This window comes from Phytohabitans kaempferiae, assembly GCF_042433955.1.
In the GTDB taxonomy this organism is placed as follows: domain Bacteria; phylum Actinomycetota; class Actinomycetes; order Mycobacteriales; family Micromonosporaceae; genus Phytohabitans; species Phytohabitans kaempferiae.
In genome coordinates, this window is the sequence record NZ_JBHLUH010000089.1 from 111,203 (window position 1) to 136,768 (window position 25,566).

Consider the following 25,566-nt stretch of genomic DNA (forward strand, 5'->3'; position numbering starts at 1 on the left):
GGCCGGATCGGGCACGGTCGCGGTGCCGGTTGACATGCAGCCAAGTGGCTGCCTATTGTCAAATGCAGCTACACGGCTGCCTAACGGATTGCGACGATGGACGACGTCTTCAAGGCACTCGCCGACCCCAGCCGGCGCCGGCTGCTCGACCGGCTCAACGAGCGCAACGGCCAGACTCTTCAGGAGCTCTGCGCGGGCCTGGCGATGGCGCGGCAGTCGGTGAGCAAGCACCTCGCGGTGCTCGAGGCGGCCAGCCTCGTCAGCACGCGGCGGCGAGGGCGGGAGAAGCTGCACTTCCTCAATGCCGAGCCGATCAACGCCATCGCCGACCGGTGGATGACCCGATACGACCGCGCGCGGGCGGACGCCCTCGCCGATCTCAAGCACGCGCTGGAGGAGCAGACGATGGACGACAAGTTCGTCTACATCACGTACATCAAATCCACGCCGGAGCGCACCTGGGGTGCACTCACCGACCCGGCGTTCACGAAGCGTTACTGGGGTCTGGCGCTCAGGTCCGACTGGCAGGTGGGCAGCCCGGTCACCTGGGAGATGGAGGAGGTGACGGTGGCCGACGGCGGTTCCGTGGTGCTCGTCGCCGACCCGCCGCGCCGGCTCAGCTACACCTGGCACACGATCACGCCGGAGTTCGTGGCGGCGTTCGGCGACGACCACGACTTCCTCAGGAAGGCATCGGCGGAGCGGCGGTCGAAGGTGACGTTCGACATCGAGCCCGCCGGCGACCTGGTCAAGCTGACCGTCACGCACGACGACTTCGACCCCGGCAGCCTCATCCTCGGCGGCGTCTCCGAGGGCTGGCCGCCGATCCTCTCCAGCCTCAAGACGCTGCTGGAGACCGGCGAGCCGCTGGCGGTGGACTGACCCGGCTCACGGCCACCGATCGACCACGGCGGCGTGACCGCCGAGCGTGCTGAGGTGGCGCAACGGCAGCCCGGGCGGGCGGCTCCAGGTGCACGGCTGGTTGGGCGGGGCGTGGGGACGCGGAGGGTGAGGCCGCGGGAGCGGCGGTATCGACCACGGCGGACAGAGCGGTAGCTCGGATCCGTCTCTGGAATGGACCGGGGCGACGCGGGGCGTGGGAGGGCGTGGTCCACAGGGCCGCGCCCTCCCACCGCGAAGTTGAGGGGTGCCTCAACTGGGCGACCAGACGCCCGTCGCGGCCGCCTCCCGCACGAAGTCGCGGAAGTCGCGCGCCTCGTGCCCGGTGACCCGCTTCACGTCGTCGGTCACGTGCGCGTTGCGGCCGTCGAGGATGCGGGCGAACAGGTCGGTCAGCGCCTCGGCCTCCTCCCGCGACACGCCCTCGGCGACCATCCGCGCGGCGCACTCCTCGGGCGTCACCTTCCGGAAGCGCACCGGCCGCCCCGACGCCGCCTGGATCTCCGCCGCCGCCTCCGCGAACGTCACCAGCCGGGGGCCGGTCAACTCGTACGTCCGGCCGTTGTGCCCCTCGCCGGTCAGCGCCGCCACCACCACGTCCGCCACGTCCTCGACGTCGACGAAGGGCTCCGGCACGTCGGTGGGCAGCGCGATCTCACCGGCCAGCACCGGCGGCAGCAGGAAGTGTTCGTTGAAGTCCTGGGCGAACCAGGTCGCGCGCACCACCGTCCACTCCGGACCGGCCTCCCGTACCCCGCGCTCGCTGATCTCGGCCTCCTCCTCGCCGCGGCCGGACAGGAGCACGAGGCGGCGTACACCGGCGGCCGTCGCCCGTTCCGCGAATGCCCGGATCGACTCCGCGGCGCCGGGGAAGGCGAGGTCGGGGTGGTAGGTGATGTAGGCGGCGGTGACGCCGTCGAGGAGCGGGAGCCAGGTGTCGGGGTCGGCGTTCCAGTCGAACGAAGGCCGCCCCGAACGCGAGCCGACGCGGACCGGAAGGCCGCGGGCGGTGAGACGATCGTTGACCCGGCGGCCGGTCTTGCCGGTGCCGCCAATCAGCAGGTAAGTCATGTGTCCAGTTCAGCGTGACCGGTGGAGTGGGGCCATGGGCGACGAGCGCACCGGCATACGCGATCGTCTACGCTGGGCGCGTGGACGCACTCGCCGGCCTGCTCGGCGGCCCCCGCGCCCGGGGCGCCTTCCTGCTCCGCGTCGTGCTCGATCCGCCGTGGTCGGTGCGGGTGCAGGACCGCGCGGCGCTCGCGGTGGTCGCCGTCGCGCGCGGCGCCGCGTGGGCGATCCCGGAGGGCGCAGACCCCGTTGAGGTACGGGCTGGGGACGTCCTCGTGGTGCGCGGGCCGGAGGCGTACACGGTGGCCGACGCGCCGACCACGCCGCCGCAGGTGATCATCCATCCGGACGAGCGCTGCACCACGCTGTACGGCGAGGATCTGAGCGTCGCGATGGACCGCGGCGTGCGCACGTGGGGCAACACCGCCGAGGGCGAGTCGGTGATGCTCGTGGGCACCTACCAGAGCGCCGGTGAGATCAGCGAACGCCTGCTGCGCGCCCTGCCTCCGCTGCTCGTGCTCCGCCGCGACGAGTGGGACAGCCCGCTCGTGCCGCTGCTCGCCACCGAGATCAGCAAGGACGACCAGGGGCAGTCGGCAGTCCTCGACCGGCTGCTCGACCTGCTGCTCATCGCGTTGCTGCGGGCGTGGTTCGCGCGGGCCGAGTCGACGCCGGGGTGGTTTCGCGCGCAGGCCGATCCGGTCGTGGGACGGGCGCTGCGGATGCTGCACAACCATCCGGCCCATCCCTGGACGGTCGCCGCGCTCGCCGGGCGGGTGGGCGTTTCGCGGGCCGCGTTCGCCCGCCGCTTCACCGAACTGGTCGGCGAGCCCCCGATGGCCTACCTGACGTCGTGGCGCCTCGCGCTCGCCGCCGACCTGCTCCGCGAGCCGGAGGCCACGCTGGGCGCGGTGGCGCGGCAGGTGGGATACGGCAGCCCGTTCGCGCTGAGCGCCGCGTTTAAGCGGGTGCGCGGGGTGAGCCCGCAGGAGTACCGAGCGGCCGTCTCGGCCTGAGCCGCGGGGGATGGGGCTCAGGTGCCGCTCGGGGCTGAGCGACCGGTTGGTGGGGTGAGGATTCCACGGGTTTGGTGTCCGCGCTTTCGCGGCTGAGCCGCCGGTCAGAGATGGGGCTGAGCCGCCGGTCAGTGGTCGGGCTGAGCCGGCGGTCAGCGTGCGCGACCGAGCCGTGCGGTGGCTGAGCCGGCGGGCAGCGGGCGGGGCCGGTCCGCCCTGAGCCGCCGGTCAGCCGCGTGGCTCACTGCCCTTCCCAGACCGCCTTCGCGCCGGAGTCGCCGGTGCGGACGACGTAGTAGAGCGCGGCCGCGGCCGCGAGCACCGACAACACGGCCAGCGCCACCGACAGGACGCGCGTGCCGCCCGGCCCGCCGGCGGTGCGGGCCGCGGCGCCGCCCGGACCGACGAAGGACACCAGCGCGAGCGTCACCACGCCAAGCGCGATCGCCGCCCACATCGTCATCGTGCCGAGGTCCTGGTGCTGCTCGATCACCGGCACGAACTCCTCCGTCACGCGGTCCCGCTCCCGCATCCGCTCGAAGAACGCGTCGCCGGAGAGCTTCGCCAGCAGTGCGGAGATCGGCCCGACCACCGCGAGACCGGCCAGGACGAGCCGGATGTGCGGGCGGAGGAAGGGCAGTATCGCGTACGCCACCGCCGCCAGTGCGAGCAGCGGTACGAACACCACCGCCGCGTGGATCAGCAGGGGGTGGGCGGGAATCCCCATTAACTCCTCGAACACGGTCTCTCCTCGGTCGTGGGCTGCGCGTTGGCGTACGGATACCACGCGCCCAGGCGGTAGGTGGTTCAATCCTCAATCAAAAAGAAACAGGGAACGTGCGTCGCCGCCCGTGGCGGTCGCGTTCGTGCTGGCGGGCCGGCTCCCGGCTGTCATCGGTGGAGCGGGACCTGTGGACCGGCGTGGCACGGCTCTGCGGGGCGAGGCGCGGGGGCGGCGTTCTCGATCGAGACACCTGCCGACCGTACATCGAACGCCGCTGAAGTGGTTGGACGTCCGACCTGCTCGTGGGCGGCCGGGCCGGCCGGTGCACGTGGACGGTGCACAGTGGACCCGGCTCCGGACGCGTGTCCTTTCCCGGCCGCGGCGACCTCCTCGACGACGCGAAAGCCGGCGCGGCCGGGCGCCTGCCCCGACCGCACCGGTGCCCGCTCAGTCGACCACGCGCGGCGCGGTCCTGGCGGCGGCGTTCAGGGCGGCGGCCTCGCTGGCGTACGGGTTGTAGGTGTACGCGCGGGAAAGGCCGCCCGGGATCGTGAAGTACTCGGCGGAGAGCTTCGCCGGGTCGGTCGCGATCTGACCTCGGCCGGGCAGGTCGTCGCCGTCGTCCCAGCCCCACGGGGCGTTCGCCGAGTTGACGCCGCAGGCGAACGTCCCCACGCCGCATCCGCCGGACGCGTCGCCCGCGAACGTGCCCAGGTGGGCGAAGAGGTCCGGGTTGTTGCGCTGTGCCCACAGGCCGCCGGGAGCGAAGATGTCGACCAGCTGGTACCGCACGTCGCGGTCGTTGCCGCTGCTCGGCGTCTCCGCCACCGTCGACGGGTAGTAGACGATGCCGTCGCCGTTGATGGCGTACTGCGGGTGGGCCTTGAGCCCGTGGCCCTGCGCCTGCTGCGCCGTCACCGGATGCTGGAACGAGTCGTGCGGCGACGCGGCCAGGTTGAGCGTGCCGTCAACATTCTCCCGGCCGCTCGACCAACTGCTGCCCGCCGGCATGTACGAGTAGAAGTTGGTGTGCGCCACGGTCACGGCGGCGCGCAGCACGCCGTACTCGGAGCCGTCCCGCTCGACGGCGAGCATGAGCCCCTCACCGTCGTTCTCGTGCTCGGTCTCGAAGAACGGGTGGTCGGTCCAGTCGCGCGGATGGAAGAAGAGGTACGTGATGTACCAGTGCGTGCTCGTCTCGGCGACGGAGTAGTACGCGTGCGCGGCCAGCGAGGTACCGGACGCGCCGGCCCGGTCCCAGTTGTTGCGCCCGTTGAAGTCGCCGTCGAAGTCGACCCGGGTGATGTAGTCGGCGCGTCCACCGAGGGCGTGGCTGCCGGTGGCGTCCACGTCCTGGTGGTGGATGGGCGCCCAGCGCAGCGCGAGGTCGGCTCGGCTGGGCGCCGCGACGGCCGGCGCGGGCACCGCGAGCCCCACGGCGGTGAGCGCCGCCACGGCCACGGCCGCCACGACGGATCTGTTGCGCATGTGTCCTCCCCACAATCCGGATGGATCGATTGTGAGGAATCTTCGCGCTTCTCGATACCGGCTGTGTGACCGAGGGGCGAAGTCCGGATAGATGGTGGTCGACGGCGAGGCTCCCGGCTCCCGGTGGACGGCCGTCCTGCTGTGGATGCGCGCCGGGCCGTGGCGCGGCCGTGCGGCCGTGCGGCCTGGCCGCCGTGTGGCCTCAGTGGTCGCCGGGCGCGCCTCCGGTGTCACCGAGCAGGTCCACACCGAGCGGGGTGAGCCGGTGCACGACCGCGCCGCCCTCGCGTTCGCTGGTGAGGAGGCCGGCGGCGCGGAGGGCGGTGGCGTGTTCGGAGACCGACGGCAGGCTTACGCCGGCAGCGCGGGCGAGCGCCGTCGTCGTGTGCCGCCCGGGCTCACCGAGCCGGCGGAGCACCGCGGCACGGGTCCGGCCGAGGAGGCGGGGGAGCGGGTCGCCGGGCGGCGCCGTGGGCGGGGCGGGGACCGGATACACCAGCAGCACCGGTCGCCCCGGCTCGACCAGCAGGCGCGGACGCGGGCCGGCGTAACGGCTGGGCGCCAGCAGCAGCCCTTCGCCGGTGCCATGCAGCTCGCCGCTCCACCACGTGTCGACCTGGAGCACCGGCGGTCGCCACCGCACCGAGGGATGCAGCCCGCCGAGTATGCCGTCCACACCGGACACCGCCCACCGGTGTGCCGCCCGGTCGACCGACCGGCGGTGCGCCAGCGCCAGCTCGCCCCACTGTGGACGAAGAGTGGCGTCGAACCATTCGCCGAGCGCCGCCGCCAGCAGTTCGACGGCGTCCCGGTCACCAGCGGCGAGGCGCCGTCGCCACGGTGTCGCCGGCAGGTGCGCGTACGCCCGCGCCACGTCGGCCCGTACGCGCCGGCGGGGTGTGGAGCGGATCGCGTCGAGGCCGGCCTCCACCGAGTCGAGCCCCTGGTAGGGCGTGACGAAGTCGGGCACCAGCCCGCGCGCCGGCAGCAGGTGGCGGAGAGGGCCGGCGGCCGCGCCGGGCAACACCTGGCTGGCGAGCACCGCCGTGCCGACCGGGTGCGGGCGCCGCACGAGCCGTACCCGCCCCAGGTCGGCCGGCCCGAGACGCAACGAGATCACCCAAGCAGCTTGCCGGTGTTCGGTCCTCGCCGAAAGGGTTGACCCGCGGGAGCGCCGGCGCGGAGGGTATCCCTACGGGGGCGGAAGGGGCCGGCTGGTGCGACGGACAGCGATGTGGGGCGTTTCGGTCAGCCTGGTGCTCGGCCTCGCCGCGTGCGGCGGCGACGGGTCGGCACCCTCCGCGAGCCAGGGGACGCCCACGAGCGCGGCGCCCGCCGTCGAGCCGGCGCCGGGCCGGCACCAGCTCACCTTCGACCACAATGGAACGACCCGCCGGTACCGCCTCCACGCACCGCCCGGCTACGACGCCACACGGCCGGTGCCGCTGGTGATCGCGCTGCACCCGTTCCCCGGCGACGGGCTGTCGATGAGCGAGATGGTCGGGCTGGACGAGGTGGCGGCGCGGGAGGGCTTCCTGACGGCGTACCCGGACGGGGTCGACGGCGGCTTCAACGCGTTCGTCTGTTGTGGACAGGCGGACGACGTCGGCTTCCTCAGGGCGCTCACCGAGCACCTGGTGGGCGCGTGGCGGGTCGACCCGGACCGGGTGTACCTCACCGGCATTTCCAACGGCGGCGACCTCAGCTTCCGCGCCGCGGTCGACGCGACCGGGGTCTTCGCCGCGATCGGGGCGGTGAGCGGCGGCTTCATCGGCGCGCTACCGGCGAGCCCCGGCTACGCGCCGAAAAGCCCGGTATCGGTGATCACGTTCATCGGTGACCAGGACCGGTACGCGAGCCAGTTTGAGGAAGGCGTCAAGAACTGGCGGGAGCGGCTTGGTTGCACCGAGGTCATGCCGGCGCCGAAGCGGCCCGCGCCGAACGTCGCACTGAGCCGGGCCCGCTGCGCGGACGGGAGCGACGTCGAGGTGTACACGGTCGAGGGGATGGGGCACTCCTGGCCGGGCGCCAAGTCCGGTGCGATGGCGGCGCCGGACGCGGGAGTGGTGGCGACGGACCTCATGTGGCGGTTCTTCGCCGCCCACCCCCGTCCGCGCTGACCCGCGCCGTCGTCGACACCTGCTCGGGCTGTCCACCGGCGGGTCCGTCCACAGGCAGGGCGTGCGGTCGACCTGGCGGCGGGGCGCGGTGACGTTCGCGCCCCGTGGCCAGGTCGACCGCAGGCCGTGGTGTTGACGGCCTGCGGCGGCCTACTGGGCGAAGGCGGTCAGGAAACGGTCGCGGAAGGCGTCCATCCGCCACACCGGGGTCCGTGGTCCGGGCTTGAGCCCCGCCTCCCAACCCCACGCGGTGACCCGGTCGAGCACCGCCGGGTCGCGGGCGACGATCGTGATGGGCACGTCCCGCGTGGCGTCCGCGCCGGTCACGATCCGCGCCGGCTGGTGGTCGCCGAGGAAGACCAGCACGAGGTCGTCGTCGCCGTACTCTTCCACGTACGAGACGAGTGTGTTGAGGGAGTACTCCACGGAGAGGCGGTACTGCGTGCGCACGCGCGCCGGGTCCTTCCACACCTCCTCCGGCGAGTCGCCCACGCGCGCCTCCTCGATGAAGATGGAGCCGTCCCCAACTTCGTCCCAGTCGAGCCACTTGGGCAGCGGCGTCCACGGGCCGTGGCTGGAGACGAGCGGGATCACCGACATCAGCGGCGGATGGTCGGGCTTGCCGTGCTCGAAGCGTTCGAAGGCGAGCATCGTGTACTGGTCGGGCATGGTCGCCCAGCTGAAGCCGACACCTCGGTAGCCGAGGCTGTGCAGGTCGTACACGCGGTCGAACTCGTAGAACCGCCCTTCCGGCCACGCCCGCGTGATGCCCGGCATGACACCGACCGTGTCCCACTCGGCCCTCGCGAACGCACCGGTCAGCGTGAGGCGGTCGCTGGCGGTCACGGTGTGGTACCGCTGCTGGTTGTTCACCCACAGGCCGGACAGGAGTGTGGAGTGGGCGAGCCAACTGCCCCCGCCCGAGGTGGGGGAGGTGAGCCAGCCGCTGCGGGAGGCGTAGCCGGCGGCGGTGAGGCGACGGTCGCCGTCCGCGAGCACCGCGCCGATCTGGGACGCGAACTCCGGGTCCTCGACCGCGTCCCGCCCGTAGCTCTCCACGAACGCGAGCACCACGTCCTTCCCCCGTAGCCCGCCGAGCAGCTGCTCCGGCGGCGTGTCGCGGAACGCGTCCATCGCCGCCTCCTCCCGGAACGCCTGCTGGTCGCGGATGCTGGCCACCACGCGGCGGCCGTGGTCGTACGCGAGCGTGGCGGTGTCCCGGGCGGCGACCGGCTCGCCGGGCACGATCTCCACGCCGACGACCGCGCAGGCGACCCATCCGGCCGTGAGCGCGGCCACGGTGCGGGCGGAGGCGGTGCGGTGTCTCGCGGCCACAGTTGACAGTCGCAGGAGGGAGAGCGCCGCGAGTACGGGCAGGGCGATGGCGAGCACCACCGCGCCGACCACCGCGCCGACCGCGCCCGCCTGGCCCACCGAGTCGCGGAGCACGACCAGCGCGTCGTCGAGAAGGACCCAGTCGAGTACGAGGTCGAAGGGGCGGTCCAGCACCGAGAGGAAGCCCATGTCCAGAAGGCGCACGACCGCGAGCACACCGAGGAGCGCGCCGACCACCACGGCCACCGGGCGGCGCGGCGCCGCCGGAAGCAGGAGCAGGACGGCGATGCCGACAAGAGCTTCCAGGGGTACGCGGGCGAAGACGCCCGGCCGCAGCAGCTCCAGGTCGCCCGGTGCGACGAGCGCGGCGAGCACGAGGAGGCCGGCGAGCACGGTGACGGCGACCGAGGCGGCTCGCCGGAGGTGCGTGGCTTTCGGGCGAGCGGTCGGCGCCGGTGTTTCCGGCTCGTCCGGTGCCCGGTCGTCGGGCACCCGCGCCGCGGGCGCGCCGGCCGGTGGCTGCTCGGGGCGAGGCTGCTGGCTGTTCGGTGGCTGCTTGGGGCGAGGCTGCCCGTCCCCGACCTCGTCGGGCGCCCCCACCGGTGACGGCTTCCCGTCCCGTATCCGCCCGGCCGGCGGCTGCGCGGGCGCTCGATCCTCCGGCGCCCGTTCCTGCGGTCCGTGGCTGTCCGGCACCTGATCGTCTGGTACCCGCGTGTCACGCACCTGCTTCTTCGGCACCCCAAAATCCTTCTGTGTGGCCCGGTGAGGCGGCCGATCGTACGCGGCCCGGTGAGGCGGTGATCGTGCGGGCACCCCGAAGAACTGTGTCTACCAGACATCTTGTGTCCACCGTATACTGGTGCGGATCGGTGCGAACGATGGACGCGGAGGTCGCGAGGATGGCGACACCGGAAGGTGACACGACGGCCCCCAGCGCCGCTGGCGTGGAGCTGCTCTGGGGGCACCAGGGCCGGCGGACCCGGGGGCCGCGACCGGCGCTCACGCTCGCCAGCATCGCCGACGCGGCGATCCGGGTCGCCGACGAGGAGGGCCTCGACGCGGTCTCGATGCAGCGGGTTGCCGCCGCGCTCGGCGTCACGAAGATGGCGCTGTACCGCTACGTCCCCAGCAAGGCCGAGCTCCTGGCCGTGATGACCGAGGTCGCGGTGGGCGAGCCTCCCGCCATCTACAACGTTCCCGGTGGCTGGCGGCGCAAGATCGAGGAGTGGGCCGAGATGCTGCGGGCCACCTGGCAGGAGCATCCATGGCTCCCCACCGCGACACTTGGCGAGCGTCTGATGGGGCCACGCGAGACGGGCTGGGCCGAGGTCGCGGTCTCGGCGCTGGAGGGCACCGGCCTGAGCGGCGCCGAGCGGATGAACGCGGTGTTCCTCGTCAGCGGTCACGTGCGCAACACTCAGTCGCAGCCGTGGATCGCTGACCCGCGGCTCAGCCCGCTGCTCACCGACCTCGTGCGCCGGGAGAAGGAGCGCTTTTCGGCCCTGGTCGCGGCCATCGACGACACGGGTCCGGACGCCGGTGACAACGGCTGGTCGTTCGGGCTCAACCGCATCCTCGACGGCCTGGAGCAGCTGATCGAGTCACGTGCCGCGTTCGCCTGACCCGCGTCCGCACCGCCGGGCGCCGGGCCGCGTAGCCGTCACGTCGGGCTCCCCGCCACAGATCGCGGCAGCGGTGGGGATGGACCCTGGGGTCTGTTTCGTAAGGGCATGGCCTGCGGCGGTACCGGACGCCGCCTGGACTCCGCCTCGGCTCGAACCGACCCCTTGTGAAACAGACGCTAGCCGCCGCGGCGGTAGGTGAGCCCGAAGTCGACGTGCCACTGCTCGCCGTCTCGCGACATCTCCCACTGCCCGTCGATGACCTGGCCGTCGTCGCTGAGCGTGCCCGTGTACCGCTGGTTGAAGCCGGGCGCGTGGCGCCAGACCGCCCACACTCCGCCGTCGAACGTCATCTGGTAGACGCGGTACACACCGCGCGCGTCCGCGTACATCATCGTGAACTGCTCGGTGGCGTCGTCGAGCCCGATGAGCGCGGTGGGGGGCATCGGGTTGTCCTCCCGCCACACCGCCGGCGTCGACTCCGGCAGCGGATGGCTGTCGGCGAACTGCCGCAGGAACTTGCCGTCCTCGACCCAGGTGAACTCGCACCAACCCGAGCCCACGCCCTCCACGCTCGGCTGCACGATCCACCGGCCGACCAGCGCGTCGAGCCGGACCAGGTCCGGATGTCTGGCGCCCATGCCGTCGCCTTCCGTGTGGGGTGATCACTCGTCACGGTACCGGCGGACACAGAAACGCGCGTGTCAGCGACCGGGCGCCGGACAGCGGCGAGGGGTCAGATGGCCACGGCGAGGCGGCGGTCGATGCCGGTGCCATAGTGCGGGTCGCGGCCGCGGATGTGCACCTCGTGCGAGGTGGCGCGGGCCACGTACAGCCGGAGGGGCGAGTCGCCGCTCAGCTCCTCGGGCGTGAACGCGTGCGCGCCGGGCTTGACCCGCGCGAACGCCGCGGCGCAGCGCTCCGCCAGGTCCTCGTCGGGTACGGCGGCCGCGTCGGCCTCCAGATAGACCGCGCGACCGTCGCCGACCGGTGCGGTCGAGTCGAAGATGACGATGGCCACGGCCGGGCGGGCGGCGAGGTTGGCCGAGTGGCGGGCGGCGGGGGAGGAGACCCAGTGGAAGTCGCGGTAGTCGGCGTGTGTGAAGTAGACCGGCGACAGCCGCGGCCGGCCGTCCGGCTCGCTCGTGCCCAGTGTCATGTAGCTGTTGGCGTCGATCACGCGCCGGGCCATGCCGGCCAGGTCGTCGTCGGATGCGGGCCCCATGCGCCCCACGCTACGACGCGCGCCGCGTCCGCGTGGCCCCCACCCGGAGGTGGGCCCGCTCGCCCTGCGGGCCGAAGAGGCTCAGCACCTCCACCGGCGTGCCGCCGACGCTGCCGAACCAGTGTGGCACCCGCGTGTCGAACTCCGCCGCCTCACCCGGCTCCAGCACCAGGTCGTGGTCGCCGAGGACGACTCGGAGACGTCCATTGAGGACATACATCCACTCGTAGCCCTCGTGGGTCTGCGGGTCGGGAGTGGACCGTCCACTGGAGATGATCAGCTTGTATGCCTGGACGCCGCCCGCGCGGCGGGTCAGCGGCACCATCGTCATGCCGTTGCGCCGGATGGGGCGCAGGTGCACGCGAGGGTCGCCGGTGGGCGGCGCGCCCACCAGCTCGTCGATCTGCACGCCGTGCGCGCGGGCGAGCGGCAGCAGCAGCTCGAGCGTCGGGCGGCGCTGGCCGGACTCCAGCCGGGAGAGCGTGGAGACCGAGATGCCGGTCGTGGCGGAGAGGTCGTTGAGCGTGGTCTGCCGCCGCCGGCGCAGCTCCCGCAGCCGGGGGCCGACCGTGGCGAGCACGTCCTCCAGGTCACCGTCCACCTGCCCAGTTTGCCACAACGGCAAGATTCTTTGCGGACTCCTGGGAGGCGGGGGACCGTCGAGGCATGGAACTGTACGACGTGATCGTGATCGGCGGCGGCGCCGCGGGGCTCAGCGCCGCACTGACCCTCGCCCGGGCCCGGCGCTCGGTGGTCGTGGTGGACGCCGGCACGCCCCGCAACGCGCCCGCCAGCGGCGTGCACGGCTTCCTGTCCCGCGACGGGATGAGCCCGGCCGCGTTGCTGGCGGAAGGGCGGGCCGAGCTCGCCCGCTACGGCGGCACCATTGTGGACGGTGTGGCGCGCGCCGCCAGCCGTACCGGAGAAGGGATCCAGATCGACCTCGACGGCGGTGGCCGTCTCGTGGGGCGCCGGCTGCTGGTGGCGAGCGGGCTCGTGGACGAGCTGCCCGACGTGGCCGGGCTGCGCGAGCGGTGGGGGCGGGACGTGGTGCACTGCCCCTACTGCCACGGCTGGGAGGTCCGGGACCGGGCGATCGGCGTGCTCGGCAGCGGGCCGATGTCGGCCGACAAGGCGCTGCTCTTCCGGCAGTGGTCGGCGGACGTGGTGCTCCTCACCCACACCGCCGAGCCGCTCACCGGTGAGCAGGCCGAGCGGCTCGCGGCGCGGGGCGTACGGGTCGTCGACGGACCGGTGGCCGCCGTGGAGGTGGCGGACGACCGGGTCGCGGGGTTGCGTCTCGCGGACGGCACGTTCGTGCCCCGCGATGTGGTGGCGGTCTCGCCGCGGCCGGCCGCGTCCTCGCCGGTCCTCGCCGACCTGGGGCTGGCGCCGGTCGAGCATCCGATGGGGATGGGCGCGGCGTACCCCGCCGGGCCGGCCGGGAAGACCGACCTGCCCGGCGTCTGGGTCGCCGGGAACGTCACCGACGTGATGGCGCAGGTCGTTGCCGCCGCCGCGCAGGGCGTACAGGCCGGTGCCGCGATCAACATGGACCTCGTGGTCGAGGACGCCGACCGGGCGGTGTCCGCCGGACACTAATCCACGCTGGCTGCCAGACACGGGCCCGTGAGGTGCCTGGCCCGTGTCTGGCAGCCGCAATAATCCGGCAACCTCCCGACAACAATCGCTTGACACCAGGCAACGACACCGGTCACTCTGGTCCCGCTGGGAGAGCGCTCTCACGTCGGCGGGTCGGAGCGCGTCCCAGCTTCCGTCCTGTGACGCGAACCGTCCCGACCTGAAGGGGTCATTGATGAGAGCCGGACCGTCGACAACGACTCAGCGACCCCGAAGGCGGCAGCGGCTCCGGCTGCTGGCGACCGGTGCGGTGGTGATCCTCGCCAGTGGGCTGATCACCATCGCCGCCGGCCGGGCGGCGGACGCCGCGCCGGTGGGCGCGGGCAGCTACACGGAGACGCTGCCCGCCGGGCGAGCGCTCCCCTCGGGGTGCGGGAACATCTCCACCAACCCGCGCCAGTTCCTCACCGCCAACGCGCCGGCCGGCGCCGTGCCCACGAACGACTGGTGGTCGTCGCTGGTCTTCAAGCGCACCGACTGCGCGTACAGCCTGCCGCTGCACGCGCACCCGATCTCGTACGGCACGTTCGGCAACGGGCTCGGCTTCTCGTACACGACGACCGCGGCCATCAGCGGCACCGCGACCGGGGTCGGGGAGTACCACTACCCGTACCAGCAGGACATCCTGGTCGGCGTCGCCGGGCTGAACGCGCCGGTCGTGCGGGTCGACGGCTGGAGCGACTGGACCGTCACGCCGTACTGGAGCGACGGCACGCGCACGCTCCGCGCGACGATCGGGCACGGGCTGCCGTTCGCGTACTTCCAGGCGACCGGCGGCAACGCGCAGATCACCACCGCCGGCACGCCGACCGTGTGGCTCAACAGTGGCGCCACGCTCGGCTTCACCGCGGGCGGGAGCGACTACGTGGCATACGCGCCGAGCGGTGCGACGTGGACGGTCAGCGGCGGCACCATCACGTCCACACTGGCCGGTCGCGGCTACTTCTCGGTGGCGGTGCTGCCGAACACGGGCTCGGCCGCCGCGCGCACGACCCTCGCCAACCGGTACGGGCAGTACGCCCACGCGCACGTGACCGGTACCCGCGTCTCGTACGCGTACAACCCGGCGAGCAACGGCCTCAACACCACGTACGCGTTCACCACCACCGCCCGTGAGGGGAGCGCCACCGGCACGGTGGTCAGCCTGTACCCGCACCAGTGGCGGTACCTGAGCGGCGGCTCAACCATCGCCGAGACGTACACGTCGGCGCGGGGCGCGATGCGGACGCTGGTCGGCGTGCCCAGCTTCCAGACCGCGATGACCTTCCGTGGCGTGCTGCCCGAGGTGCCCGCCGTCGCGGACAGCGCGGGCGCGGACCTGAACACGCTCAACTCGTACCTCGCGGCCGTGCAGGCGAACCCGGAGGGGCCATCCGGCGGCGACACCTACTGGGCCGGCAAGGGTCTGGGCCGGGCGGCCCGGATCGCCGAGATCGCCGACCAGGTGGGCAACACCGCCGTGCGCAACAGCGCGCTCACCGCGATCCGCAACCGGCTCAACAACTGGCTCACCGCCTCGGCCGGCGAGACCGGCCAGCTCTTCTACTACGACCGCAACTGGGGCACGCTCATTGGCTACCCCGCGTCGTACGGCTCCGACCAGGAGCTCAACGACCACCACTTCCACTATGGATACTTCATCGCGGCGGCGGCGACGCTCGCCAAGTTCGACCCGGCGTGGGCGACCACGGGCCAGTACGGCGGGATGATCGACCTGCTGATCCGGGACGCCAACAACTACGACCGCAACGACACGCGCTTCCCGTACCTGCGGGACTTCGACATCTACGCCGGGCACGACTGGGCCTCCGGGCACGGCTCGTTCGGCGCCGGCAACAACCAGGAGTCCTCTTCGGAGGGGCAGAACTTCGCCAACGCGCTCATCCAGTGGGGCCAGGCGACCGGCAACGCGGCCGTGCGCGACGCCGGCATCTTCCTCTACACCACGCAGGCGGCGGCGATCCAGGAGTACTGGTTCGACTCGGCGAACGAGAACTTCCCGGCCGCCTTCGGGCACTCGACGGTCGGCATGGTGTGGGGCGACGGCGGCGCGTACGCGACCTGGTTCAGCGCCGAGCCGGAGATGATCCAGGGCATCAACATGCTCCCCATCACCGGCGGCCACCTCTACCTCGGCTACGACCCGGCGTACGTCAACACCAACTACGCCGAGCTGGTCCGCAACAACGGCGGGCCGCCGACCGTGTGGCAGGACATCCTGTGGCAGTTCCAGGCGCTGGGCAACGGTGACGCGGCGCTCGCCAACTTCCGGGCCAACAGCGGCTTCACCTCTGAGGAGGGGGAGAGCAAGGCGCACACCTTCCACTGGATCCGCAACCTCGCCGCGCTGGGCACAGTGGACACCTCGGTCTCCGCCAACCATCCGCTCACCGCCACGTTCGTGAAGAACGGCGCCCGCACGTACGTCGCCGCGAACATCGGCAACGCGCCCATCACGGTGCGGTTCTCCACCGGTACCACGTTGAACGTCCCGGCCGGCCGGACGGTGACCTCCGGGGCGTACAACTGGAGCGGTGGCAGCGCCGGTGGGGGTACCAATCCCACGAACCCGCCCACCACCGCACCACCGACGACCGCCCCGCCCACGACCGCGCCGCCGACCACCGCACCGCCCACCACGCCGCCACCGTCCGGGTCGCCGGTCCGGTACCTGCTCGCCGGCGGCGGGCTGGCCGGCGCGGGCACCGCGGGCACGGTCCAGGTGCCCTCGGCGGGCGGCACCAACCACGACGGCACGCCGTTCAACCCGGTGACGTTCACGGCGACCGGCCTCACGCTGGCGTACAACGGCGGGACGACCGCGTTCGACCTCTTCCTCGACGCGGGCGGCGCGGTCGGCAACGGCACGCAGTTGCGCGTCTCGTACGACCTGACCGGCAACGGCGGCTTCGAACGGGTCGAGACGTACCGCTACTTCGCCACCGACCCGGTCACCGGCTACGAGCGGTACACGCAGGCGGCGGGGCTGGCCTCGGCCACCGGCACGCTCGGTAACCTGAGCAACGGTACGGTACGGGTCGAGGTGTGGAGCGCGATCGGCAACGCGCCCACCACGCTCGGTGTCGGCAACCAGTCGGTCGTCCGGCTTCCGTACGCCTGAGCGTCCCGAGGGGTGTCCGACCGACCGGTGGGGCACCCCTCGAAAGGGGACGGTTGGCGTTCACGCGCGCCGGGTATGGCAGGGCCCATGAACGAACCTGAGCGCGTGCGGCGACGGTCCGAGCACCTGCTGCCGGAGGAGCGGGTGGCCGGCAGCGACGACCCCGAGGCGCAGGCCGAGGCGATCCTCTCGGACTCCGACGCCCGCGAGCGGTACGCCGAGCCGGCGCCCGGACTCCGGATCGACCACCGCCGCTCGGAGGAGACCGTCGAGCCCTGATCGGACGCTCCACTCCGGGATGCGGCGCCTACGTCCCGGCCGGTTGCGCGTAGTGCGGTGGCCACTGACGTTCACCGGCTGACCGGCGGCGTTCTGGGCCGCCGCGCCGGGCTGCGCGTCTCCCCAGTCGCTCTCCAGAATGTACTGCCGGGCATCGATCAGCTGCCGGGCCCGGGCCACCGCCTCAGGATTGACCGTGTAGGACGCCATGCCTGAGTCTTCCCGGTCCGCCCCGCCGCCATGCGTCTTTCCCGGCACGACGCGCGGTGGATTCCCGCACTACGGCATCGGGTGCGACCGGCTCCGCTGTGGACGGTGCGGGGCGGCCGCGGCGGCGAAGTCGGCGAGCACACCGGCCGTGAAGGGCGCATCGGCGATCGCGGTGAGGCAGCCGGTCCAGCCGGCGACGAAGTAGTCCCAGCCGTCCATCGTGCGGGCGCCCCGCCGCGCCGCCTGCCGCAGGAACGTCAGCTCGCCCCGGTAGTTGAAGTCCCAGGCGAGCGTGGACGGGCCGAACGGCGCGCGGTCGGTGACCGGGCTGCCCGGCGCGTCCTTGCCCAGCCCGGTCGCGTTGACCACGAGCCCGGGGGCGGGCGGCCCGGCCACGAGCGCGTCGACGTCGCGCGCCCCGCCGACCGGCACGTACTCCAGGCGTATCCCCTCGACGCCGGCGTGGCCGGCCACCGCGCGCAGGTCGGCGAGGGCGGCGGGGGAGGTGTCCGCGAAGACCGCGCGCTCCGCGCCCCGCCCGGCCAGGGCGAGCAGCAGCGCGGTACCGGCACCGCCGGCGCCGAGGCAGAGCACGTCCGCCTCGGGCGGCAGCACGTGCGCGAGGGCGAGCGCGTCGCGGGCGTACCCCCGGACGAGCCCGTCCCCGGCGGCGAGCGTGTTGACCTCGCGGGTGACCTCGACGAGCTCGTCGCCGGGGGTGAGGTCGGCGGCGCAGGCGCGGTACAGGCGGAGCTTGTGCGCGGTCACGACGGCGCCCTCGACGGCCGCGTTGCCGCGCACGGCGGCGAGCAGCCGCCGGTACGTCGCCGGTGGAGTGTCGGCGGGCAGGTCCAGGCCACGCAGCTCCCACGGCCGGTCCAGCGCCGCCGCCCACCGGCCGAACACGGCGTGCGCGAGCGAGCCGCCCGTGGTGACGCCGACGAACACCACGAGCGGCCGGCCGGCCCAGCGCTCGATCCCGTCCAGCGTGATCGTGTGCATGCTCCCTGCCTACGCCGGTGGGTCGCCGCTTCGCCAGTTGACCCGCGCTGGCAAGGTGAGATCCATGCGACTTCGCGCTCCCGCCCCGGCCACTGTCCGGCGCTGGCTCCGCCGCGGCATGCTGCTCGCCGTTCTGGGCGCGTCCGCCCTGGCCGTCACCGTCGCGGCCAGCGTGACCTGGGTGCGAACCACGTCCGACGGACACATCTACAGCGCGGAGAGCGTGCCGCCGGCGCCGGTCGCGCTGGTGCTCGGCGCGAAGGTGGACCCGGACGGCAGGCCGGCGCCGTTCCTCGCCGCCCGGCTCGACGTCGCGCGGCACCTGCTGGAGACCGGCAAGGTGCGCGCGATCCTGGTCTCCGGTGACCACATGCGGTGGGAGTACGACGAGCCGGGCGCGATGCTGCGCTACCTCACCGCCGCCGGCGTGCCGAGTGAGAAGGTGGTGCTCGACCACGCCGGCTTCGACACGTACGACTCGTGCGCCCGGGCCAGCCGCGTCTTCGGCGTGCGCGAGGCGATCGTCGTCACGCAGTCGTTCCACCTGCCGCGCGCGGTCGCGCTCTGCCGCCGCCTCGGCGTGACGGCGACCGGTGTCGGCGACGAGACGGTCAAGCGCTACGCGCGGACCTGGCGGGTCGGCTCCGCACGCGAGCACGGCGCCAGCGTGAAGGCGGTGTTCGACGTGCTCTCCGGCCGCGACCCGGTGCACCTCGGTCCCCGCGAGACCGGCGTGGACGACGCGCTGCGGCAGCCCTGAGCCCGAGCCGTCCCGGCTACGGCTCGACCATCCGCTCCCAGCCCTCCAGTCCGGGCGTCCGCCGCACCAGCTCGGTGAAGTGGCGCAGGGCCCGCTCCCGCTCCTCCGCCGTGGCGCCGTCCGCCTTGAGCAGCCACACCTCCAGCAGCGCGTGGGCGACCGACCGGAGCGGCAGGCCCTCGCGGTCCGCCATCGTGCGGCTCGCCGCCGGAAGCGACCGCTCCAGCGGCTCCAGGCTGTGGACGGCCGCGTCGTCGCTGGTACGGCAGAGGAAGTTGGTGCGGCGGCGCAGGTACTCGTTGTCCCGGGAGACGGCGAGCGTCAGCGTGCCCCGGCGCGGGTCCGAGGGCGGGATCTCGTACGTCCAGTACAGGTCGACCGGCGGCGTCCGGAAGGTGCCGTCGTCGACGCCCAGCACGATGTCCCGGGCGTCGCCGACCCAGACCCGTTCCAGCGTCAGCAGCTCCACCAGGCTCTGCCACTCGTCCCAGTGGAGCTGGGAGCGCCACAGCATCGACTGCCGCTTCCAGCCGGCGACCGCCTCCTCGTCGACGATCTCGCTGACCCGCAGCGTGCCGGCGGCGTGCACGGCGAGCAGCGTCAGGTTGGCGCTGTACGCGGCGTACCGGGCCGGCACCGGCAGCGTCCGGGGCTGGTACGCCGCCAGCCGCCTCGGCGCCGGCGCGTGGTGGACGCGGCGGAGCAGCCGCACCAGCAGGCCGGCGAGCGCGGCCCGCTCGGGGGCGTCCAGCCGCGACAGCATGCCGCGCAGGAAGCCCGCGATCGGCGTGCGCACGCTCAGCACCGAGAAGGAGAGCAGCGCGTGCAGCAGGTCGTCGTCGGCGGGCGCGGCACCGAACGAGAGCGTGGCGGCGGCGTCCCGGGCGGCGAGGTCGCGCAGCGCCTGGAACGCCATCCGCGCGACCAGGAACTCGCCGAACGTGGCGTGCAGGAACTCGTACGTGCCGAGCTGGCTCCCGTCCCGCACGGCCCGCGCGCGGTGCACGAAGAAGAACCGCCCCAGCACGATCTCCGCCCGGCCGAGCGGTGCGCGCAGGCCGGCGGCGGGCGGCGGCGGGTCGCCGGTGAGGGCGGCCAGGTCGGCGCCGAGGTCGGCCTCGGTGACCCACTGCGTGTTGCGGTTGAACATCGCGAACGCCACCAGCGACAGCCGCCGCAGCTCCTCCTCGACGGCCCGGTCGAGGTCGCGTTCGGGGAGGCCGGGGCGGTGCCTGGTGACCTCGCGGCGGGCGAAGCTGCGCAGCAGCCGCTCGTACAGCTCGTCCTGGTCGAGCCCGGTGGAGAGGCGCTGGAGGGCGTTGCCGTCGGCGTCGTACAGGGCGAGCATGAGCAGCAGCAGCGGCTGCCCGGCCAGCTCGCGGTGGGGGAGCACGGCCGCCGGGGTGAGCGGGGCGAGACCGCGGGCGGCGAGGTGGCCGGCGTTGACCCGGTGCCACACGCGCAGCCAGGCGGCGATCCTCGGCTCGTCGAACGGCTCCAGCCACACCGCCACCGTCCCCTCCGGCGCCCGCGCCCGGTCGGCGACGCTCGTGCGGCTCGTCACCACCACCACGACCGGGCGTCCCTGGTCGGCCTCGCGGCGCTGGAACGCGGCGACCCGGCCCAGGTAGTCGGACTGGCTCACGCCGGTCGCCTGGAGCAGCTCGTCGAAGCCGTCGAGCACGACGACCGGCAGCGCGTCGCCGGCCGACCGGGCCAGCGCCGGCCAGTCCAGCCGCTCGCCGGTCTCCGCGCGGATGGCGTACTCGATCTGGTCCTGGAGGTCGGCGGCCGCCGGTACGTCGCGGAGCACGACCCGCACGGGCAGGAAGTCGGCCGCCGGCAGCCGGGCCGCGAGCACCTTGGTGAGCACCGACTTGCCCGAGCCCGGCTGGCCGAGCACGAGCAGTGGCGCCTCCACCGCCCGCGGCGAGGTGAGGAACGCGGCGAGGAACTCCTGCAGGTCGTCCCGGACCTCCACATCGGACCACCAGGTCTCGTCGCTGATCCGCCCGCCGGCCCTGGCGACCCGGTAGAGCGGGGTCACGTACGCCTCGCCGAGCGCGGGGACGCGCAGCCCCGGCGGTACGTCGCCGGCCTCGACGATCGGGCGGTCGAGCGCGGCCTCGTTGGCCCGGGCGAGGGCGGCCCGCCGCTCGTCCGGCACGCGGCCGGTGGAGATGCCGTCGAGGACCCGGCCGAGCCCGGTGAGCGCGACGCCGAGACCGCGCAGCTCGGCCCGGGTCGCGGCGTGCTCGCGCAGGCCGGACCAGAACGCGACCTCGGGGAAGTCGGCGCCGAGCTGGCGGAACAGCTCCGCGTACCGGGCGCAGGCGGCCGGCGGGAGCGCCTCCAGTGTCCGCCGGAAACTGTTTCGGGCGGTCTCCGGCAGCCGCTCCCACACCGCGAGGCCGCCGACGAAGCGGGCCAGCCCGGTGGAGACGCCGCGGTAGTGCTCGCGCAGTGTCTCCAGCAGACGGTCGTGCGGCTCCTGCGGCCCGGGCAGCAGCGGGGCGAGCGCGAAGATGGCCTCGGGGAGGCCGGTGCCGACCCCGCCGCCACCGGCCACCGCCAGCTGCTCCTCCCCGGTCAGCTCCAGGTCGGCGACGGCGATGGGCAGGTCGGCCTCGGCCAGCGCCTCGAAGTACGCGGTCACGACGAGCACCGCGTGCGCCGCCTCGAGCCGCTGTGTCCGCCCGTACCGGGAGAGCCCGCCCCGCCGCTCGGCGAGCCCGCGCACGAGCTGGTGGCCGAGCCGCGCGAGCTCCGACTTGGCGTCGAACCAGCCGAGCACCACCGGAAACGGCACGGCTGCCCCGAGCAGCGCGCCGCTGGTCAGCGACTCCAGGGCGGCGACAACCCTGCTGTCCCGGCCACCGAGCAGGCGTACCGCGTCCGCGTAGCTGAGTACCTGGGGCATGCGCCAGACGGTACAAGTCTGGAACACGGGGCCGGTCGTGTACCCGGGCGAGGTCGAGCGGCTGTTCCAGCCGTTCCAGCGCCTGGGCCGCGACCGCCTCGGCGGGGACGCCGCCGATGGGCACGGGCTTGGCCTGGCCATCGTGCGCGCGATCGCCCGCGCAGGGCGCGGCGGTCAGCGCCACGGCCCGTCCCCGAGGGCGGCCTGGACGTCGAGGTGGCCTTCCCCCGAGGTGCGTGACCGGTCAGGGCGACTCCGGCGCCCCGGGCGTGAGCAGCCGCTGGTTGTACGCCTCGGCCACGGCGGCGGCGCGGTCGCGGACGCCGAGCTTGGCGTAGATGTTGAGCAGGTGGCTCTTGATCGTGGCCTCGGTGATGAACAGCCGGGCGGCCGCCTGCCGGTTGGTGTTGCCGGCCGCCACGAGCGCGAGCACCTCCAGCTCCCGCTGGCTGAGCAGCTGCGGTGCGGGGGTGCGGACCCGGTTGACCAGCCACGCTGCCACCGAGGGGGAGAGCACGGTCTCGCGCCGGGCGGCGGCCCGCGCGCCACGCAGCAGGTCCTCGCGGGGCGAGTCCTTGAGCAGGTAGCCGGTCGCGCCCGCCTCGATCGCCGGCAGCACGTGCGCGTCGGTGTCGTAGGTGGTCAGCACCAGCACGCGCGCGGTGACGCCGAGCCGGGCCAGCTCGGTGATCGCGGTCAGGCCGTCCATGCCCGGCATGCGCAGGTCCATCAGGATCACGTCGGGCCGCAGCTCCCGCGCGAGTCGTACGGCCGTGGCGCCGTCGGCCGCCTCGCCCACCACCTCGAAGCCGGGCGCGGCGGCGAACATGCTGCTCAGCCCGTCTCTGACCACGGGGTGGTCGTCGGCGATCAGCAGGCGTACCGGGGCCTCGGCCGGGCGGTCGGTCACGCGTGGCTCCCGGCCGGCAGCGTGGGGACGCAGGCGGAGATTCCGGTGCCGGCGCCCGGCTCCGACTCGATCTGGAGCGTCCCGGAGAGCCCTTCGACCCGCTGCCGCATGATCGTGAGGCCGAAGCCGCCGCCGACCCCCGCCGGATCGAAGCCCCGCCCGTCGTCGCGCACGTCCAGCGCCACCTCGTGCTCCAGATAGGACAGTGTCACCCCGACCCGGGTCGCGTGCGCGTGCTTGGCCACGTTGGCCAGCGCCTCCTGGGCCGTGCGCAACAGCGCGAACTCGGTCTCCCGCGACATCGGCCGCGCCGTGCCGGTCGTGGTGACCTGGACGGCCGGCCCGTGCAGCCGCGACCACCGCCCGGCCACCTCGGCGAGCGCGTCGCTCAGCCGCCCGGTCTCCAGCGGCTCGGGCCGGAGCGCGTCGACCGAGCGCCGCGCCTCCGACAGGCTCTCCCGCGCCAGCCGCTTCACCGACTCCAACGGCCGGCGCCACTGCTCCGGCGCCTCGTGCCGCTGCTCGGCGGCCTGGAGCTGCGTGATGATCCCGGTGAGCCCTTGCGCCAGCGTGTCGTGGATCTCGCGGGCCATCCGCTGCCGCTCGTCGCGGACCCCCGCCTCCCTGGCCTGGGCGAGCAGCCGCGAGTGCAGTCCGGCGTTCTCGGCGAGGGTCGCCTCCAGCAACTGGTTGGCCCGCCGCAGCTCGGCGACGGTCCTGCCGCGCTCGGCCTGCACCTTCTCGTCGAGCCACAGGACCCAGGCGGTGCCGCACAGGATGACGATGTTGAATACCACGATGGTCAGGTAGAGGCCCACGCCCATCGGGGTCGTCGCCGCCACGCCCGAGGCCTGCGCGGTGCCGGCCACCACCGCCGTGGCCGCCACCGCCGGCAGACGCCACGGCCAGGGGACGACGGTGAACGCGTAGATGAAGGGCGCCGGGGTGAAGAGCCCGAACAAGGGGTTTCGGAGCACCAGGACCGTGGTGACCACCAGCAGCCCGGTGAAGAACACGCCCATGAGCCGGGGCCGCTGCCACCAGCCGGGCCGCAGCGTGAACATGACGAGCATCCACACGGCGGCCAGCCCGCAGAGAGCGAGGTCGATGAGCAGGGCGCCGCCGGCCGGGCTCGTCCCGACCACCGTGAGCACGACGAGGACCGCCAGCAACGTGTACGGCACCACGGTCACCAGCACACGCGGTGGCCCCGCATCCTCTCTGTCCAACGCCCCCTCCTCTCAGCGGCGAGTCTATTGCCAGCGAAACCAGCGGACGGCGATCGCCGAGCAGCAGGCCATGTAGAGCGCCAGGACCAGCAGGGGGTGCGCCGACGGGAAGTCGCCCGCCAGCGCGTCCTGGAACGCCCGCATGCCGGCGCCGAGCGGGGTCAGGTGGCTGATGTCCCGCAGCAGCGGGGGCATCTGCGTGATCGGCAGCCAGAGCCCGGCGAAGAACATCAGTGGGAAGTACACCACCGTGCCGATCGCCGCGGCCGCCGCACGCCCGGGCGCCAGCGCGGTGATCATCAGCCCGATCGACAGCAGCGCGGCGGTCGCGAGGAGCCAGCCGGCGACGAAGCCGGCGGGGTGCGCCGGGAGGCGGACGCCGAAGCCGAGCCGCGCCACCGCGAGAAACAGGACCAGCGAGACGAACGCGATGGCGAGGTTGGCCACGAGCTGGGCGGCGAGCACGCGTACCGGGCCGACGGGCGTGGTCCGCATCCGCCGCAGCACGCCGCCCTCGCGGTATCCGGCGAGCGTCGAGGGGAGTGCGATCAGGGCCAGTATCGCCACGTTGAACAGCACGATGACCGGCACGTAGATCTCGAACGTGGAGATGCCGCCGTTGACGTCCTGAGGCTTGCGCAGCGAGGGCACGTTGCCCAGGATGATCAGCAGGACCAGCGGGAAGCCGACGCCCCACAGCGGCCCGACCTTGTCGCGTACGGACAGCGTGGTCTCGACCGTGACGAGCCGCCAGGTGCCAGACATGGTTTTCCTCTCTCGTGGTGGGTCTACTTGGTGTCGCGAACCGGGCCTCTGCCGGTCAGCGCCACGAACGCGTCCTCCAGGCTCGCCGGCTCCACGCGGAGCCGTTCGGCGACGACCTGGTCGCGGGCCAGCGCGGCGGTGACCGTGTTGAGCGCGTCGCTGTCGCCGGTGACGACGACCCATTCGCCACGGCGGGTAACGGCGGAGACGCCGGGAAGTCCGGCCAGCAGCCGGTCGTCGACCGGCCGGGACGGGCGAAACTGGATCCGCTGGCCGACGCCCGCCCGATCGGTCAGGCCGGCCGGCGTGTCCACCGTGACCACCCGGCCCGCGTCGATCAGCGCCACCCGGTCGCAGAGCCGCTCGGCCTCCTCCATGAAGTGGGTGACCAGCACGATCGTCACTCCGCTGGAGCGCACGCTCTCGATCAGGTCCCAGGTGTCGCGCCGGGCCTGCGGGTCAAGGCCGGTGGTGAGCTCGTCGAGGATCGCCACGCGCGGGGCGCCGACGAGCGCCAGCGCGATCGAGAGCCGCTGCTTCTGGCCACCGGAGAGCTTGCCGAACGGGGTCTCGGCCTTGTCGCCCAGCGCGAGCCCGTCGAGCAGCTCGCGCCAGTCGGCCGGCTCAGGGTAGAAGGAGCTGTAGAGCCGCAGCGCCTCGGCGACGCGCAGCCGCGGCGGCAACTGGCTCTCCTGGAGCTGGACGCCGAGCCGCCGGGTCAGCGCGGCGTGGTCGCGGCGCGGGTCGAGCCCGAGCACCGTGATCTCGCCCCGGTCCGGCGCCCGGAGGCCGGCGACGCACTCCACGGTCGTGGTCTTGCCGGCGCCGTTCGGGCCGAGGACACCGAGGATCTCGCCCTCCTCGACGGTGAACGAGACGTCCTCGACGGCGACCTTGTCCCTGTAACGCTTGTGGAGGTTGCGTACCTCGATCACGGGCGGCATGCGGGCGTCCTCTCCGGCCTGGCCCCAGCGGCGGCTGGGCTGCCTCCAGCCTTCCGCGACCGGCGCCGCCCGGACACCGACCAGTGGACCGGACCCGCACTCCCGGCCGGCGGGGACGCCGACCCCACCACGTGATGGCCCGCGACCCACCGATTGGTTGATCCCGCGGGTCGCGCTCAGGTCGTGGCATGGCCGCGACCTCACAGATCTATTGAGCTACCGCGATGTCCGTCGCGGTCCGGGCCGCTGCTCCCGCGGCCTCACCCTCCACGTCCCCAACC

Annotated in this window: 22 protein-coding genes and 1 pseudogene; 9 read left to right on the plus strand and 14 right to left on the minus strand. The window is 73.4% G+C overall.

Translation table 11 applies throughout. The features are described from left to right. Window positions 1-96 precede the first annotated feature (96 nt). On the plus strand, window positions 97-882 hold the full coding sequence (locus ACFFIA_RS39705; RefSeq protein WP_377261753.1) for an ArsR/SmtB family transcription factor: 786 nt from the start codon (window positions 97-99) through the stop codon (window positions 880-882). Between the two features lie 270 nt (window positions 883-1,152). Here ACFFIA_RS39705 and ACFFIA_RS39710 read toward each other — a convergent pair whose 3' ends face one another. Then, window positions 1,153-1,971, minus strand: coding sequence for a Rossmann-fold NAD(P)-binding domain-containing protein (locus ACFFIA_RS39710; RefSeq protein WP_377261755.1), 819 nt, complete (start codon window positions 1,969-1,971; stop codon window positions 1,153-1,155). Window positions 1,972-2,051: 80 nt separating this feature from the next. On the opposite strand from ACFFIA_RS39710, the gene ACFFIA_RS39715 reads away from it, so the two are divergent. Beyond that, window positions 2,052-2,987 (plus strand): AraC family transcriptional regulator, encoded by a 936-nt coding sequence (locus tag ACFFIA_RS39715; RefSeq protein WP_377261757.1) that lies wholly within the window; start codon window positions 2,052-2,054, stop codon window positions 2,985-2,987. Between the two features lie 241 nt (window positions 2,988-3,228). On the opposite strand, the gene ACFFIA_RS39720 is transcribed toward ACFFIA_RS39715, so the two are convergent. The 3 genes from ACFFIA_RS39720 to ACFFIA_RS39730 form a co-directional block, all read right to left on the minus strand. Beyond that, the gene (locus ACFFIA_RS39720; RefSeq protein WP_377261759.1) at window positions 3,229-3,729 is read right to left on the minus strand and encodes a DUF2231 domain-containing protein; all 501 of its coding nucleotides are present in this window, start codon (window positions 3,727-3,729) and stop codon (window positions 3,229-3,231) included. Window positions 3,730-4,158: 429 nt separating this feature from the next. After that, window positions 4,159-5,199 carry a hypothetical protein gene (locus ACFFIA_RS39725; RefSeq protein ID WP_377261761.1) on the minus strand — a complete coding sequence of 347 codons (1,041 nt, stop codon included), beginning with the start codon at window positions 5,197-5,199 and terminating at the stop codon, window positions 4,159-4,161. 202 nt (window positions 5,200-5,401) lie between these two features. Next, the gene (locus ACFFIA_RS39730) at window positions 5,402-6,319 is read right to left on the minus strand and encodes an ArsR/SmtB family transcription factor (protein WP_377261764.1); all 918 of its coding nucleotides are present in this window, start codon (window positions 6,317-6,319) and stop codon (window positions 5,402-5,404) included. Window positions 6,320-6,416: 97 nt separating this feature from the next. On the opposite strand from ACFFIA_RS39730, the gene ACFFIA_RS39735 reads away from it, so the two are divergent. Further along, the gene (locus tag ACFFIA_RS39735; RefSeq protein WP_377261767.1) at window positions 6,417-7,319 is read left to right on the plus strand and encodes an extracellular catalytic domain type 1 short-chain-length polyhydroxyalkanoate depolymerase; all 903 of its coding nucleotides are present in this window, start codon (window positions 6,417-6,419) and stop codon (window positions 7,317-7,319) included. Window positions 7,320-7,469: 150 nt separating this feature from the next. Here the strand turns inward: ACFFIA_RS39735 and ACFFIA_RS39740 are convergent, their stop codons facing one another. Further along, window positions 7,470-9,395 carry an alkaline phosphatase family protein gene (locus ACFFIA_RS39740; protein WP_377261769.1) on the minus strand — a complete coding sequence of 642 codons (1,926 nt, stop codon included), beginning with the start codon at window positions 9,393-9,395 and terminating at the stop codon, window positions 7,470-7,472. A 161-nt stretch (window positions 9,396-9,556) separates the two neighbouring features. Between ACFFIA_RS39740 and ACFFIA_RS39745 the strand changes: the two genes are divergently transcribed. Continuing rightward, window positions 9,557-10,279 (plus strand): TetR/AcrR family transcriptional regulator, encoded by a 723-nt coding sequence (locus tag ACFFIA_RS39745; protein ID WP_377261771.1) that lies wholly within the window; start codon window positions 9,557-9,559, stop codon window positions 10,277-10,279. 179 nt (window positions 10,280-10,458) lie between these two features. On the opposite strand, the gene ACFFIA_RS39750 is transcribed toward ACFFIA_RS39745, so the two are convergent. From ACFFIA_RS39750 to ACFFIA_RS39760, 3 genes are all read right to left on the minus strand, one after another. Beyond that, on the minus strand, window positions 10,459-10,920 hold the full coding sequence (locus ACFFIA_RS39750; RefSeq protein WP_377261773.1) for a hypothetical protein: 462 nt from the start codon (window positions 10,918-10,920) through the stop codon (window positions 10,459-10,461). 95 nt (window positions 10,921-11,015) lie between these two features. Next, window positions 11,016-11,504 (minus strand): pyridoxamine 5'-phosphate oxidase family protein, encoded by a 489-nt coding sequence (locus ACFFIA_RS39755; protein WP_377261775.1) that lies wholly within the window; start codon window positions 11,502-11,504, stop codon window positions 11,016-11,018. Window positions 11,505-11,514: 10 nt separating this feature from the next. Continuing rightward, entirely contained in the window at window positions 11,515-12,105 is a 591-nt protein-coding gene (locus ACFFIA_RS39760) for a helix-turn-helix domain-containing protein (RefSeq protein ID WP_377261778.1), read from the minus strand. A gap of 65 nt (window positions 12,106-12,170) precedes the next feature. On the opposite strand from ACFFIA_RS39760, the gene ACFFIA_RS39765 reads away from it, so the two are divergent. The 3 genes from ACFFIA_RS39765 to ACFFIA_RS39775 all read left to right on the plus strand — a co-directional run bounded on the left by ACFFIA_RS39765 (window position 12,171) and on the right by ACFFIA_RS39775 (window position 16,545). Next, window positions 12,171-13,106, plus strand: a complete 936-nt coding sequence (locus ACFFIA_RS39765) for an NAD(P)/FAD-dependent oxidoreductase (RefSeq protein WP_377261780.1) — start codon at window positions 12,171-12,173, stop codon at window positions 13,104-13,106. Between the two features lie 214 nt (window positions 13,107-13,320). Next, window positions 13,321-16,266, plus strand: a complete 2,946-nt coding sequence (locus ACFFIA_RS39770; protein WP_377261782.1) for a glycosyl hydrolase — start codon at window positions 13,321-13,323, stop codon at window positions 16,264-16,266. A gap of 87 nt (window positions 16,267-16,353) precedes the next feature. Continuing rightward, complete coding sequence (locus ACFFIA_RS39775) at window positions 16,354-16,545, plus strand: hypothetical protein (RefSeq protein WP_377261785.1); 192 nt, start codon at window positions 16,354-16,356, stop codon at window positions 16,543-16,545. Window positions 16,546-16,824: 279 nt separating this feature from the next. On the opposite strand, the gene ACFFIA_RS39780 is transcribed toward ACFFIA_RS39775, so the two are convergent. Beyond that, entirely contained in the window at window positions 16,825-17,757 is a 933-nt protein-coding gene (locus ACFFIA_RS39780) for a hypothetical protein (protein ID WP_377261787.1), read from the minus strand. A 64-nt stretch (window positions 17,758-17,821) separates the two neighbouring features. Between ACFFIA_RS39780 and ACFFIA_RS39785 the strand changes: the two genes are divergently transcribed. After that, window positions 17,822-18,517, plus strand: a complete 696-nt coding sequence (locus ACFFIA_RS39785; protein WP_377261789.1) for a SanA/YdcF family protein — start codon at window positions 17,822-17,824, stop codon at window positions 18,515-18,517. Between the two features lie 16 nt (window positions 18,518-18,533). Here the strand turns inward: ACFFIA_RS39785 and ACFFIA_RS39790 are convergent, their stop codons facing one another. Beyond that, window positions 18,534-21,437, minus strand: a complete 2,904-nt coding sequence (locus ACFFIA_RS39790) for an NACHT domain-containing protein (RefSeq protein ID WP_377261792.1) — start codon at window positions 21,435-21,437, stop codon at window positions 18,534-18,536. Between ACFFIA_RS39790 and ACFFIA_RS39795 the strand changes: the two are divergent. Then, window positions 21,436-21,543: pseudogene (locus ACFFIA_RS39795) on the plus strand (hypothetical protein); the annotation flags it as partial. The gene ACFFIA_RS39790 and the pseudogene ACFFIA_RS39795 sit on opposite strands and share 2 nt — an antisense overlap. Before the next feature lie 138 nt (window positions 21,544-21,681). Here ACFFIA_RS39795 and ACFFIA_RS39800 read toward each other — a convergent pair. Genes ACFFIA_RS39800 through ACFFIA_RS39815 form a run of 4 tightly spaced genes read right to left on the minus strand, consistent with a single transcriptional unit; the run spans window position 21,682 to window position 25,285 of the window. Then, window positions 21,682-22,347 carry a response regulator gene (locus ACFFIA_RS39800; RefSeq protein ID WP_377261794.1) on the minus strand — a complete coding sequence of 222 codons (666 nt, stop codon included), beginning with the start codon at window positions 22,345-22,347 and terminating at the stop codon, window positions 21,682-21,684. After that, entirely contained in the window at window positions 22,344-23,576 is a 1,233-nt protein-coding gene (locus tag ACFFIA_RS39805; RefSeq protein ID WP_377261796.1) for a sensor histidine kinase, read from the minus strand. Before ACFFIA_RS39805 ends, ACFFIA_RS39800 begins: the two co-directional genes overlap by 4 nt. A 24-nt stretch (window positions 23,577-23,600) precedes the next feature. Then, window positions 23,601-24,341, minus strand: a complete 741-nt coding sequence (locus ACFFIA_RS39810) for an ABC transporter permease (protein ID WP_377261798.1) — start codon at window positions 24,339-24,341, stop codon at window positions 23,601-23,603. 23 nt (window positions 24,342-24,364) lie between these two features. After that, window positions 24,365-25,285, minus strand: a complete 921-nt coding sequence (locus tag ACFFIA_RS39815) for an ABC transporter ATP-binding protein (RefSeq protein WP_377261800.1) — start codon at window positions 25,283-25,285, stop codon at window positions 24,365-24,367. Window positions 25,286-25,566 lie beyond the last annotated feature (281 nt).